At 60.9% G+C, this 12,130-nt stretch carries 12 protein-coding genes; 4 read left to right on the top strand and 8 right to left on the bottom strand.

What is annotated here, in order from left to right; translation table 11 throughout:
• Positions 1-94 precede the first annotated feature (94 nt).
• Positions 95-1,783, bottom strand: a complete 1,689-nt coding sequence (fadD2, locus tag AD666_RS15035; protein ID WP_053153195.1) for a long-chain-fatty-acid--CoA ligase FadD2 — start codon at positions 1,781-1,783, stop codon at positions 95-97.
• Between the two features lie 223 nt (positions 1,784-2,006).
• On the opposite strand from fadD2, the gene AD666_RS15030 reads away from it, so the two are divergent.
• Together AD666_RS15030 and AD666_RS15025 are read left to right on the top strand one after the other, a co-directional pair.
• A complete protein-coding gene (locus AD666_RS15030) occupies positions 2,007-2,951 on the top strand; it encodes an alpha/beta hydrolase (protein WP_053153192.1) in 945 nt (314 codons plus the stop codon).
• Positions 2,952-3,013: 62 nt separating this feature from the next.
• The gene (locus tag AD666_RS15025) at positions 3,014-3,484 is read left to right on the top strand and encodes a MaoC family dehydratase (protein ID WP_003227420.1); all 471 of its coding nucleotides are present in this window, start codon (positions 3,014-3,016) and stop codon (positions 3,482-3,484) included.
• Between the two features lie 131 nt (positions 3,485-3,615).
• Here AD666_RS15025 and AD666_RS15020 read toward each other — a convergent pair whose 3' ends face one another.
• From AD666_RS15020 to AD666_RS15005, 4 genes are all read right to left on the bottom strand, one after another.
• Complete coding sequence (locus AD666_RS15020) at positions 3,616-4,479, bottom strand: HlyD family secretion protein (protein ID WP_053153189.1); 864 nt, start codon at positions 4,477-4,479, stop codon at positions 3,616-3,618.
• Between the two features lie 10 nt (positions 4,480-4,489).
• Positions 4,490-4,696: a DUF1656 domain-containing protein gene (locus tag AD666_RS15015; RefSeq protein WP_003198565.1), complete on the bottom strand. Its 207-nt coding sequence runs from the start codon at positions 4,694-4,696 to the stop codon at positions 4,490-4,492.
• The gene (locus AD666_RS15010) at positions 4,683-6,683 is read right to left on the bottom strand and encodes an FUSC family protein (RefSeq protein ID WP_053153186.1); all 2,001 of its coding nucleotides are present in this window, start codon (positions 6,681-6,683) and stop codon (positions 4,683-4,685) included. Before AD666_RS15010 ends, AD666_RS15015 begins: the two co-directional genes overlap by 14 nt.
• A 211-nt stretch (positions 6,684-6,894) precedes the next feature.
• Entirely contained in the window at positions 6,895-7,359 is a 465-nt protein-coding gene (locus tag AD666_RS15005; protein ID WP_053153183.1) for a PA2169 family four-helix-bundle protein, read from the bottom strand.
• A gap of 205 nt (positions 7,360-7,564) precedes the next feature.
• Here AD666_RS15005 and AD666_RS15000 point away from each other — a divergent pair, with 205 nt between their 5' ends.
• A complete protein-coding gene (locus AD666_RS15000; protein WP_053153178.1) occupies positions 7,565-7,801 on the top strand; it encodes a DUF3820 family protein in 237 nt (78 codons plus the stop codon).
• A gap of 12 nt (positions 7,802-7,813) precedes the next feature.
• Entirely contained in the window at positions 7,814-9,001 is a 1,188-nt protein-coding gene (locus tag AD666_RS14995; protein ID WP_053153175.1) for an aminotransferase class V-fold PLP-dependent enzyme, read from the top strand.
• A 120-nt stretch (positions 9,002-9,121) separates the two neighbouring features.
• Here AD666_RS14995 and AD666_RS14990 read toward each other — a convergent pair whose 3' ends face one another.
• The 3 genes from AD666_RS14990 to zwf are packed head-to-tail and all read right to left on the bottom strand — an operon-like array spanning position 9,122 to position 11,974.
• On the bottom strand, positions 9,122-9,787 hold the full coding sequence (locus AD666_RS14990) for a bifunctional 4-hydroxy-2-oxoglutarate aldolase/2-dehydro-3-deoxy-phosphogluconate aldolase (protein WP_053153172.1): 666 nt from the start codon (positions 9,785-9,787) through the stop codon (positions 9,122-9,124).
• Positions 9,788-9,804: 17 nt separating this feature from the next.
• On the bottom strand, positions 9,805-10,518 hold the full coding sequence (gene pgl / locus AD666_RS14985; RefSeq protein ID WP_053153169.1) for a 6-phosphogluconolactonase: 714 nt from the start codon (positions 10,516-10,518) through the stop codon (positions 9,805-9,807).
• Entirely contained in the window at positions 10,505-11,974 is a 1,470-nt protein-coding gene (gene zwf / locus AD666_RS14980; RefSeq protein WP_053153166.1) for a glucose-6-phosphate dehydrogenase, read from the bottom strand. Before zwf ends, pgl begins: the two co-directional genes overlap by 14 nt.
• Between the last annotated feature and the right edge of the window lie 156 nt (positions 11,975-12,130).

Below are 12,130 nucleotides of genomic sequence, written 5' to 3'. Positions count from 1 at the left end.
TGCTCGCGAATGCAGTGTGTCAGGCAATGAAAGTCGACTGACACACTGCATTCGCGAGCAAGCCCGCTCCCACACGTTTTATGAAACTCCCAAGTCAGGCGATATCCCGCAACTCCCGCCGCAGGATCTTGCCCACCGGCGTCATGGGCAGGGACTCTCGCAAGACGATGTGCTTGGGTATCTTGTAACCGGTGAAGTTCTCCTTGCAGTAAGCCTTGAGTTCTTCAACGCTTACACCTGCCTCGCGAGCCACCACGAACAGCTTCACCGCCTCCCCCGAACGCTCGTCCGGTACACCGATCACCGCGCAGTTAGCGACCTTCGGGTGAGCCATGACCACGTCTTCGATTTCGTTGGGGTACACGTTGAAACCCGAGACGATGATCATGTCCTTCTTGCGGTCGACGATGCGCACGAAACCGTCCGGGTCGATCACGGCGATGTCGCCGGATTTGAACCAACCCTCGCTGTCCATTACTTCAGCGGTGGCTTCGGGCTTGTTCCAGTAGCCCTTCATGATCTGCGGGCCCTTGATGCACAGCTCGCCGCGCTCGCCCAAGGGTTGTTCGACGCCGTCGTCGTTGATCACTTTCATCAGCGTGCCCGGCACCGGGAGCCCCACCGTACCCAGCCGGGACTTGTTACCGTAGGGATTGGCACTCGCCACCGGCGATGTTTCGGTCAGACCGTAGCCTTCGGTAATGCTGCAACCGGTAAGTTGCTTCCAGCGTTCGGCGGTGGCCTTGACCAGAGCGGTACCGCCAGAATTGGTGACCTTGAGATGGGAAAAATCCACGGTCCTGAAGTCCGGATGGTCCATCAGTGCCACAAACAACGTGTTCAGGCCCAGCAGCAGCGAGAACCGCCAGTTCTTCAGCTCCTTGATGAAGCCACCGATGTCTCGCGGATTGGTGATCAATACGTTGTGGTTGCCGGTGACCATCATGCACATGCAATTCGCTGTAAAGGCATAGATGTGGTACAGCGGCAATGGCGCGATCATCACTTCCTGGCCTTCGCGCAGCAGCGGATGACCATCGTCGCCGAACTGCCCCAGGCACGCCCTGGCCTGTTGCATGTTGGCCACCAGGTTGCCGTGGGTCAGCATCGCGCCCTTCGCCAGCCCGGTCGTGCCGCCAGTGTATTGCAGCACCGCGATGTCATCGAGGCTGACGTTCAGTGGCCGGATGGCCTGGCCGCGCCCCAGGCGCAAAGCGCTCTTGAAAGAAATGGCCTGGGGCAGCGAATAGTCCGGGACCATCTTCTTGACCTTGCGCACCACGGTGTTGACCAGCCAGCCCTTGGCGGTGGGCATCAGGTCGCCCATCTTCGCTTCGATCAGGTATTGCAGGTCCGTGTCGGGCAGCACTTCCTGGACTTTGCTGCCGAACAGGTTCATGTACACCAGCGCCCGGGCACCGGAATCCTTGAACTGATGGCGCATCTCCCGTGGGGTGTACAGCGGGTTGGTGTTGACCACGATCAGCCCGGCGCGCATGGCCCCGAACACGGCGATCGGGTATTGCAGAACATTGGGCATCTGCACCGCGATGCGATCGCCGGGGGCCAGGTCAGTGTGGGTTTGCAGGTAGCCGGCGAATGCCGCGCTGTAGCGCTCCAGCTCGGCATAGGTCAGGGTCACGCCCATGTTGCTGAACGCCGGGCGATCGGCGAATTTCTTGCAGGAACGCTCGAACACCTCGATGACCGACTTGTAGGCCCCCACGTCAATGTCGGAGGGCACGCCGGCCGGGCGTTTGTCATTCCAGAAATCAGGCTGCATTGTTTTTGTCCTCTTTACCTGAACTGTCCCGGGCCGCCTCCGAGCTGTGCGAGAAGCGGAGCTCTTGGGACACTAGCAGCTCTGGCCAATCAGGCAAATACGGCAATTTGTGTCATAGATTGTGTGAATCTTGCTGCCTTCGCATGGCCTGATCAGGCGGAACGCAACGGATGGGCTATACAATGCAGCAACAGCGCGCATGCTCCCCTGCAAAGGAATCGTCATGATTCATGAAACGTTCTGGCTGACCACGACCGACCACAGCCGCCTGTTCGTCAATCAGTGGCTGCCCGAAAGCGCGCCCCGGGCGGTGATCATGGTGGCCCATGGGATGGCCGAACACAGTGGCCGCTACGCACGCCTGGCCCAGGCGCTGTGCAACGAAGACTATGGCGTCTACGCCCCGGACCTGCGCGGCCACGGCCGCACCGCCGAGAACGCGATCCTGGGCCATTACGCCGACCATGACGGTTGGGCTAAAGTGGTGGGCGACCTGGCCAGTCTCAATCAGCACATCGGCCAGCAACATCCCGAGACCCCCATCCTGCTGCTGGGGCACAGTATGGGCAGCTATATCGCCCAGGCTTACCTGCTGCATCACAGTGCAAGCCTGCATGGGGCGATTCTCAGCGGTTCCAACTTTCAACCGGTGACGCTTTATCGCGCCGCTCGCCAGATCGCCCGTTTCGAACGCTGGCGCCAGGGTGCCACCGGGCGCAGCGCCTTGATCGAGTGGCTGTCGTTCGGCAGTTTCAACAAGGCATTCAAACCGACGCGTACGGCCTTCGATTGGCTCAGTCGCGACCCGGTCGAAGTGGACAAATACGTTCAGGACCCACTGTGCGGCTTTCGTTGCACCAACCAGCTATGGGTGGATCTGCTCGGCGGATTGCAGCAAATCAGCAAAGCGTCCAATCTCGCCCAGATCGATCCGGGCCTGCCGCTGATGGTTATTGGCGGCGAATGTGATCCGGTGAGCGAAGGCAAGCGTCTCAAGGATCTGGCCGATGCCCTGTGCGACGCTGGCAACCGGCACTTGCAATTGAAGATTTACCCGCAGGCCCGGCACGAATTGTTCAACGAAACCAACCGCGATGAAGTGACGACCGACGTGCTTGCCTGGATCGCCCAGGCGTTGAGCCACAAACGGCCGCCACGAAGCGAGTAGTGTTCTTGACGCGGCCCGCTGGCTGCGTTTCTCCTTTTTACCCGTTACAGGATTTGAGACAGATGACCCAGGTTACCAACATCCCTTACGAAGCCCTCGAAGTGGGCCAGACTGCCAGCTACAGCAAGACCGTCGAAGAGCGTGACATCCAGCTGTTCGCAGCGATGTCGGGCGACCACAACCCGGTGCACCTGGACGCCGAGTTCGCGGCGGCGAGCATGTTCAAGGAACGCATCGCCCACGGCATGTTCAGCGGTGCACTGATCAGCGCGGCGGTGGCTTGCGAATTGCCTGGGCCGGGCACCATCTACATCGGCCAGCAGATGAGCTTTCAGAAACCGGTGAAAATCGGCGACACCCTGACCGTGCGCCTGGAAATTCTGGAAAAATTGCCAAAGTTCCGCGTGCGCATCGCCACCCGCGTGTTCAACCAGCGCGACGAGCTGGTGGTCGATGGCGAGGCCGAAATCCTTGCGCCGCGCAAACAGCAGACCGTGACCTTGCCGACTTTGCCGGCCATCAGCATCGGCTGATGATGCACGCACCTGTGGGCGCAAGGCTTGCTCGCGATGAACGATGATACTGTCCTGAAGTTGAACCGTGTCGCCTGTATCGCGAGCAAGCTTTGCTCCCACAGACTCCCGGTTTTGTTCCCACAGGCCAATCAGCGGGCACCGTCCTGCACCTGCACACTCGCGGTCATGCCTGCACTGAGGCTGACCCCGTCCGGCACCTTGTCCAGCTTGATCCGCACTGGAATCCGCTGGGCCAGGCGCACCCAGTTGAAGGTCGGCTCAACCTCGGCCAGCAACTGGGTATCGGGGTTGGTGTTGCGGTCGGTGATGCCGCGGCTGATGCTTTCCACGTGTCCCTCCAGCGCATGGTCGGCGCTCATCAACCAGACCTTGACCGGATCGCCCACGCGGATCCTCGGCAGTTTGGTTTCTTCGAAATAAGCCTGGACATAAAACGTCGAGTCGTCGATCAGCGCCATGACCGGCTGCCCGGCGTTCACGTAGTTGCCTTCGGCCAACCGCAGGTTGGTGATGTGGCCGCTGCGTGGGGCCAGCACCTGGCTGCGGGCCAGGTTTAGCTCGGCGACCTTGGCTTCGGCCTGGGCTTCGCGCAGTTCGCCCCGGGCGATGCCCGCATTGATCTGGGCGTTTTCCCGCAGCTCGGCGCTGATGGCCTGGGGTCCAAGGGCGGCGCGGCGACTGGCTTCGTGTTCGCGCAAGCTCAGTTGCTGCTGACGGGTCTGGACCACGGCCCGGGCCTTCTCCACTGCAGCCTCGAACCGCTCGCGGTCGATGCTCAATAAAAGGTCGCCCGCCTTGACCTGCTGGTTGTCCACAGCCTTGAGTTCGCGCACCCAGCCCGATACATCAGGGGCAATCACCACCACGTCGGCGCGGATCCGCGCATCCCGGGTCCAGGGGGTGAGCATGTAGTATTGCCACAGATGAAAGCCGGCGAAGATGGCCACCGCCACCACGCTCAACGTGACGGCGACGCGTACGGAGGTCCGCATATTCAACTCCTTATAACGGCCCGAGGACCACTGTAATGACAGTCAGGACGCAGACATACAAGGCGCAGTCGAACAGCGCCTCATGCCAGATCCAGCGCCCGGCCGGCACGAGGCTGAGCAACAGGCGCAAGGCACCGGTCACCAGCAGAGCCAGCACGACATAAATCAGAAACGGGCTGAGCAACACCCCGCCGATCGACCATTCACGCAAGCCCATGGCTGTGCTCCCGTCGTTCAGGTTCGTGCTGGCGGCACCAGGCACGCCAGCTGTTTTGCAATTGCACCACCGCGCCCTGGGCCAACTTCAACGCATCGCCCGGCGGCTGCGCCGACAGCACCTTCAGGAACTCGGCGCTCGCCGGAGCCAATGCCTCGGCCTGCTCACCGTTGGGGCCCCGTTCGAGCACCCGCTCCAACGCGTCGAAATAACGCTTCTGCGCCAAGTGATCGGGCACCTGGGCAACAGCCAGGCTCAGGCGCAGGTGCAACAACTCATCACCGATGTCCAGGCCCAACAACCCATCATCCCAACGGCTGCGTGCCGGTACCGGCAGCTCAGGATAATGCCGCGCCAGCTGCAGCAACCGGTCGGCCATGCGTCCACCGAACCAGCTCTCGGCGCCGCGCAGGTTGCGATGGGTCAGGCGCACCAGGTCGTCGAGCGTCGCCTTCAGCAGTCGACGGCTGTGCCAGGCAGGATCGCGCAAGATCAACAGATTGAACGCCAGCACCGCCGCCCCCACGCCGATCATCATGGCCTGAGCATTATTGAAGAACGCGGCAACGTCGTACTTCATGGTATTGAGCGGCGACACCAGCACGATAAAGTGCAGAACGAACGAGGTGGCCGTGGCGAAAATCGGCGGCTTGGCCATGCCCAGCGCCCCCAGGAACAGCGGCACGCCCATGGCCATGCAGAGCATCGCGAAACTGCTCCACTGCGGCAGCACGATCTCGCCAACCACGAAGGCCGTCGGCACGGCCAGCAGGATGCCCCGCAGGAAACTCAGGCCGATCTGCGCACCGTTTTCGCGACTGGCAAACAGGCTGCACACCACGCAGGTGAGTAACAGCGCACCCGATGCGGCGGGCCAGGCCGTCGCCAGCCAGAAACAGCTCACGGCGAGAAACGCCAGGGCGCTGCGGGCGCCGAACACCATCGCCAGGGACAGGTCACGGTGCGGCGTGAGGGTACGTGGCGGATCCGCCGCCTCCCTGCCCTCCTGCACCGCCGATAGCGCAGCGCAGGCAGCCAGGGCGGTATCGAGCAACAAGGCGAAGCGGGCCAGGCAATAGCTTTGCGCCGAGCTGATCTCTGGATCATGGGAGGCGTCCAACACCCTGGGCCGCAAGGCGTGCAGCGTTGCGCTGTCGGCGGCGAGGGCGTGTTGCACATCGTCCATCCAAGGCTTCAAGGCCTCGGCTTCCTGCGGCTCGAGCTGCTTCCATTGCCGGCGCACCGAACGGGATATACGCAACAGCATCAGCAGCTTCTGGCTCAAGCCGCTGATGGCCCGGGCACGCTGACGGCCGAGGCGGCCTTCGAACCAGGCATGTTCACGCTGGGCGTCCACGGCGACGATTTTGCCGAGGATTTCCAACAAGCCTTTTCGCGCCTGGGCGTCGCCGGCCAAGGTGGCACGGGCGGCCTGCATCCCACTTTGCCAGGCGGCACGGGCCTGATCCGCCAGTTGCCGCTCGACCCGTAACGGCCACAGCAAGGCGCTGGTCGCCGTCGCACAGACAATGCCCAGACTGATCTCGGTGCAGCGCGCCACCGCTTGGTCGAACACGGTCAATGGATGGGAAATGGCCGGCAAGGCGATGATCGCCACCGTGTAGCCGGCCAGTACGAACGAATAGGACCAAGCGCTGCGCAGCAACGTGGAGCAGGCCGTGCACAGCCCCAGCCATAGTGCCAGCGCTAGAAGGAACAACCATGGCGCCTGGGCGAACAGCCCCATGAACACCACTGACATGACCGTTCCCACCAAGGTGCCGAGCAAACGCGCCAGTCCCTTCTGCACCACCATACCGGACAAGGGCTGAGCCACGATGAACGCGGTCATCAGCGCCCATGACGGCTGCTCCAGGCCCCAGCGCAGAGCCAGCCATAGCGCTAGCCCACCACCGAGCACGGTTTTGATGGCGAATTGCACAGCGAGGCGGTCGGGGGCAAACAAGGCCTGCAAAGTAATGGGCACGCAAGAAACTCTTCGAGGATTGCAGTAACAATAGTCGCAACGACAAATGCAGGGAGAGCGCAATTATTAGCTAGCTATCTACTTGAGTCCATAGGCAATTACCCCAGAATCGGGCAACACACTTTTACGTATCCGGAGGCAAACGCCGTGGCGCAATCGCAACCACAAAAAAACGCCAGACTAGCTGGCGTTTTTTGGTCAAGAAGCGTACTCAGCTGGCTTTCGCCCGATTACGCAGGGCCTTGACCTGATCATGGTTGCGTTGCACGCCGTGATACTGGCGCTCTACCAGGTCACGAATCCCGACCAGATTGTGCTTGTTGATCTTTTCAAGCGCTTCCTGATAGGCCTTCTTCGCATGGTCTTCGCCACGCTCGGCCTCGTTGAGCACCGCCTCTTCATCCTTGCCGGTGAACATCGACTTCACATCGACCCAACGGCGGTGCAAGTCACCGGCCACGCTGGTGGAGGTTTCCGGATCTCCGCCCAGGGAGCGAACAGCGGCTTGAAGCTCAGACGCAGCAGTGGCGCAATCGGCGGCGCGCTGAACGAACAGAGCCTTGAGTTCGGGGTGCTTGATATCTTCAGCACAGGTCTTGAAACCTTCCTGACCGTCCTTGCTGGTTTGGATCAGGTCGTTGAGGACGGAAATGGCTTCTTTGTTCATATCGGTCATTTTTCAGTTCCTTTGCTGGTGAATAAAAAACCTGCAAGGAATGTTGCATCGGCCATGCCAGGTCAAATCAAAACTCAAATCCATTAAAAATCAAATAGTTAATTTATAACCAGCCAACTGTATCCGCGTTATTTGCATGATCTGTCATTTGGCCTGCATGCAGAATGCCTGTATTTTTCAAGGCTGTTGAATCAAGACATTTGCCATGAATCCGGAAACCCTCGAACTGCTGGTTACGCGCCAGATGCCCTTTGGCAAATACAAGGGCAGAATCCTGGCCGACCTGCCCGGTCCATACCTCAACTGGTTCGCCCGCGAAGGCTTTCCGCACGGAGAACTGGGTGGCTTGCTGGCATTGATGCAGGAAATCGATCACAACGGTCTTTCCGAGCTGCTCGATCCCCTGCGCCTCAAACACGGCAAACCCAAGCCCCATCCATGACTGAGCCCCACCATGCCCGAGAATACGCTGCGCGCCCACGATGAAGCTTTCTGGCAGACCTTTGTCGGCCGCTACGATGTTGACCCCGATGGGCCGTTGAACCTGGAGAACGGCTACTTCGGCCGCATGTCGCGGACGGTGGTGGAGGAATACCAGCGCAACATCGAATTCATCAACCGCAGCAACTCGGTCTATGTGCGCCAGCATTTCGACCGTGAACATGGCGAGGCGATTCGCCGTCAGGTCGCGGAGCTGATCGATGTCGCCCCGCAAACCGTGGCGCTGGTCCGTAGCGCGGTCGACGCCCTCCACTCCTTGATCCGCAACTATAACGGCCTGGTGCCAGGCGATCAGATGCTGATATGCGACCTGGAGTACCCATCGGTCAGGGACGCCATGCGTTGGCTGGCCCGCCAGCGTGGCGTGGAAGTGATCGAACTGGTCCACCAGCACCCCGCCAGTTTCGAGAGTCTGGTAGGGACCTATCGCGAAGCCTTCATCCGCTACCCGCGCCTGAAGCTGATGACGCTGACCTACGTCAATCACCTGACCGGGCTGGTCATGCCGGTCCAGGCCATTGCCGAAACGGCGCGGGAATTCGGCGTCGACATCATTCTCGACGGCGCCCATGCCCTGGGGCAGATCGACTTCGATCTGAAGAAACTGGGGATCCCGTTCGCCGGCTTCAATTTGCAGAAATGGATCGGTGGCCCGCTGGCCCTCGGCTTCCTGTATATCGCCCCACAGCGGCTGGCCGACATCGACCCGGACATGGGCGATGCCAGTCATCCGTTGAGCGACATTCGCTCCCGCACACCCCACAGCACGCCCAACATTCCGGCCCTGATGACCCTGCCCCTGGTATTCGAAGAACACCATGCCCTGGGTGGCGCTCCGGCCAAGGGCGCACGGCTCGCCTACTTGCGTGACTTGTGGGTGAGTGCCGTGCGTGACCTACCGGGCATCGAGGTGATGACTCCGGATGACCGGCGACTCTACTGCGGCATCACTTCCATGCGCTTTACCGCTCGGACAGACCAGCAGGCGATGGCCGATCGATTGCTCAACGATTACGGAATCTTCACGGTGGTACGCAACACCCATGTTGGACCCTGCATCCGTATCACGCCGGGGTTGATCACGCTGGCCAGCGACATCGAGCGGCTGACCCAGGCCCTGATCGAGCTGAGCCATACGTAGCGGTTGCTTCCACAGCGTTTTTTCAGGGCGAACTCAAGCAAAACTCAGGGCAAAAAAAAACGGTGCGCCGACCAAGCGCACCGTAAAGCCGTAGATACACCCAACGAAATTCGGTCGGATTCAGTCCAGCAGCGCCAGGGCTTCGGCGGTGCATTCCTGGATGCGGGCCCAGTCGCCGTTCTTGATCCACTCGGGATCGAGCATCCAGCTACCGCCCACGCACATCACGTTCTTCAACGCCATGTAGCTCTTGATATTGGCCGGCCCCACACCGCCGGTAGGGCAGAATTTCACTTCGCCGAACGGACCGCCCAGCGCCTTGAGGGCCGCGACGCCGCCGCTGACTTCCGCCGGGAACAACTTGAAGCGGCGATAGCCCAGGCCATAGCCTTCCATGATGCCGGATGCGTTGCTGATGCCCGGCAGCAACGGGATCGGGCTCTGGACGCTGGCTTCGAGCAGATCGCGGGTGATGCCCGGGGTCACGATGAACTGCGAGCCGGCCGCTTCGGCAGCCGCCAGCATGTGGCGATCGAGCACGGTGCCAGCGCCGGTCACCAGCTCCGGGCGCTGCTCGCGCAGGACCTGAATGGCCTTGAGGCCATACTGGGAGCGCAAGGTCACTTCCAGCGCCGTCAGGCCACCGGCGGCCAACGCATCGGCCAGCGGCAGGATGTCCTGTTCACGGGCAATGGTAATCACCGGCAGGATCCGCGCCTTGGCGCAGAGGTTGTCGATCAGGGTAACTTTGTCCGCCATGGAAACGGTCGGGGATGGGTTTTTCATAGCGGCTGATCCTTGGTTCATGGGCACCAGTAAATCTCTAACGTAGGTTGCAGAAACGCACGGATCGGCATCTCGGCGACATTGTCACCGGCCACCGCGGTGTTCAGGGTGGTCAACTTCGATTGACCGGAAATCGACAGCACCTTGTGCTTCGCCGAAGCCAGCAAGGCGCGGCTCATGGTCAGACGCTGGTGCGGCACGGTCGGTGCCAGCATCGGCCAGCAACGACGGGATCCTTTGCGGTCCAGGGCTTCGGCCAGGTTCGGGCTGTCGGGAAACAGGGAAGCGGTGTGCCCGTCATCCCCCATGCCCAATACCAGCACGTCGATGGGCGGCAACTCGGCCAGCAAGCGATCCGCCTGTTCGGCAGCCGCCTCCAGGTTGGCGCTGGCGCTGTAGAGACTCAGGAACTGAGCCTTGGCTGCGGCCCCCTGCAACAGGTAACGCTTGAGCAAGCCGGCGTTGCTGTCGGCGTGCTCGACCGGTACCCAACGTTCGTCGGCCAGGCTCACCACCACTTTCGACCAATCCAGCGCCTGCTTGGCCAGGCTTTGGAAAAACGCCACCGGGCTACGACCGCCGGACACCACCAGGGTTGCCGCACCACGTGCCTGGATCGCTTCGCGCAATTGCTCGGCCACTTTCAACGCCAACCCTTCGGCCAGCAGCACCGGGCTCTTGAATTCAAGGGCGCTGACGCCCTGGGGCAGTTTCAGTTCAGATATCGCCATACCATGACCTCCCGTCCCGCGTGATCAGTGCGATAGAGCTCATCGGCCCCCAGGACCCGGCCGCATACGGCTTGGGCGCATCACCGGATTTCTTCCATCCAGCGATCAACTGGTCACACCACGTCCACGCGGCTTCGATTTCATCTTTACGGACAAACAGGTTCTGATTGCCGTTCATGACTTCCAGCAACAGCCGCTCATACGCATCGGGAATCCGTGCGCTGCGCCAGGTGTCGGAAAAATTGAGTTGCAACGGACCGCTGCGCAATTGCATGCCCTTGTCCAGGCCTTGCTCCTTGGTCATCACCCGCAGGGAAATCCCCTCGTCCGGTTGCAGGCGGATGATCAGTTTGTTGCTGATCTGCAGACGCTGCTCGGGAGCAAAAATGTAGTGGGAAGGTTCCTTGAAGTGGATGACGATCTGCGAAAGCTTTTGCGGCATGCGCTTGCCGGTACGCAGGTAGAACGGAACGCCGGCCCAGCGCCAGTTGCGAATGTCGGCGCGCAGGGCGACGAAGGTTTCGGTGTCGCTCTGGGTATTGGAATTGGGTTCTTCGAGGTAGCCAGGCACCGCCTTGCCCTCGCTGTGACCGGCGATGTACTGACCGCGCACCACTTGGGTGGTCAGGCCTTCCGGGCTGATGGGCGCCAGGGCCTTGAGCACCTTGACCTTCTCGTCACGGATGCTGTCGGCGGACAGGTCGGCCGGCGGGTCCATGGCGATCAGGCATAACAGCTGCAACAGGTGGTTCTGGATCATGTCCCGCAGTTGACCGGCCTTGTCGAAATAGCCCCAGCGGCCTTCGATGCCGACTTTCTCGGCCACGGTGATTTCCACGTGGGAAATGTAATTCTGGTTCCACTGGGTTTCGAACAGGCTGTTGGCGAACCGCAGCGCGATCAGGTTCTGTACGGTTTCCTTGCCCAGGTAGTGGTCGATGCGATAGGTACGGTTCTCCGGGAAAAACTGCGCCACGGCATCGTTGACCTTGCGCGACGATTCCAGGTCCGAGCCGATGGGTTTCTCCAGCACGACACGGGTGTTTTCGCTCAGGCCGACCTTCGCCAGGTTCTCGCAGATCGCGCCGTACACCGCCGCCGGCGTGGCGAAATAAGCGATGACTTGTTGGGCGGAACCGGCCTGCTCGGCCAGGGCGACGTAATCGTCAGCCTTGAGGAAATCCACGTGCAGGTAGGTCAATCGTGCCATGAAGCGCTCGACGACGGTTTCGCTCAGGTCCTTGTCGCCCACGTAGCGGCGCAATTCAGTGCCGATGAACGCCAGATGCTGCTGCTCGCTACCCGGTTCCCGCGCCAGGGCGAGGATCCGCGTGTCCTCGTGCAGCAGGCCCGCCGCATCGAGTTGGTAGAGGGCGGGGAACAGCTTGCGCAGGGCCAGATCGCCCAGCGCGCCGAACAAGGCAAAGGTGCACGGTTCAACCGTAATCGGAGGCATGATGTTTGTTCTTTTATCAAGTTAAGCTACAAATACCTTTTTTCAAGGCATCACTCAAGGAAAAATGTAGTAATAACCACAACATTTTCCGAAAATACTGATTCCGAGTGGTGGTCCGCCGGAGCCAACAGTAGGATAGGCCACCACAAAGGGTCG

The organism is Pseudomonas sp. Pf153 (assembly GCF_001269775.1).
Classification (GTDB): Bacteria; Pseudomonadota; Gammaproteobacteria; order Pseudomonadales; family Pseudomonadaceae; genus Aquipseudomonas; species Aquipseudomonas uvaldensis.
This window is presented reverse-complemented; position numbering and strand designations above follow the sequence as displayed.

What these genes read in the sequence shown, in the direction of transcription:
- fadD2 (WP_053153195.1), bottom strand. Translation starts at nt 1,783, where the DNA reads ATGCAGCCTGATTTCTGGAATGACAAACGCCCGGCCGGCGTGCCCTCC.
- AD666_RS15030 (WP_053153192.1), top strand. Translation starts at nt 2,007, where the DNA reads ATGATTCATGAAACGTTCTGGCTGACCACGACCGACCACAGCCGCCTG.
- AD666_RS15025 (WP_003227420.1), top strand. Translation starts at nt 3,014, where the DNA reads ATGACCCAGGTTACCAACATCCCTTACGAAGCCCTCGAAGTGGGCCAG.
- AD666_RS15020 (WP_053153189.1), bottom strand. Translation starts at nt 4,479, where the DNA reads ATGCGGACCTCCGTACGCGTCGCCGTCACGTTGAGCGTGGTGGCGGTG.
- AD666_RS15015 (WP_003198565.1), bottom strand. Translation starts at nt 4,696, where the DNA reads ATGGGCTTGCGTGAATGGTCGATCGGCGGGGTGTTGCTCAGCCCGTTT.
- AD666_RS15005 (WP_053153183.1), bottom strand. Translation starts at nt 7,359, where the DNA reads ATGACCGATATGAACAAAGAAGCCATTTCCGTCCTCAACGACCTGATC.
- AD666_RS15000 (WP_053153178.1), top strand. Translation starts at nt 7,565, where the DNA reads ATGAATCCGGAAACCCTCGAACTGCTGGTTACGCGCCAGATGCCCTTT.
- AD666_RS14995 (WP_053153175.1), top strand. Translation starts at nt 7,814, where the DNA reads ATGCCCGAGAATACGCTGCGCGCCCACGATGAAGCTTTCTGGCAGACC.
- AD666_RS14990 (WP_053153172.1), bottom strand. Translation starts at nt 9,787, where the DNA reads ATGAAAAACCCATCCCCGACCGTTTCCATGGCGGACAAAGTTACCCTG.
- pgl (WP_053153169.1), bottom strand. Translation starts at nt 10,518, where the DNA reads ATGGCGATATCTGAACTGAAACTGCCCCAGGGCGTCAGCGCCCTTGAA.
- zwf (WP_053153166.1), bottom strand. Translation starts at nt 11,974, where the DNA reads ATGCCTCCGATTACGGTTGAACCGTGCACCTTTGCCTTGTTCGGCGCG.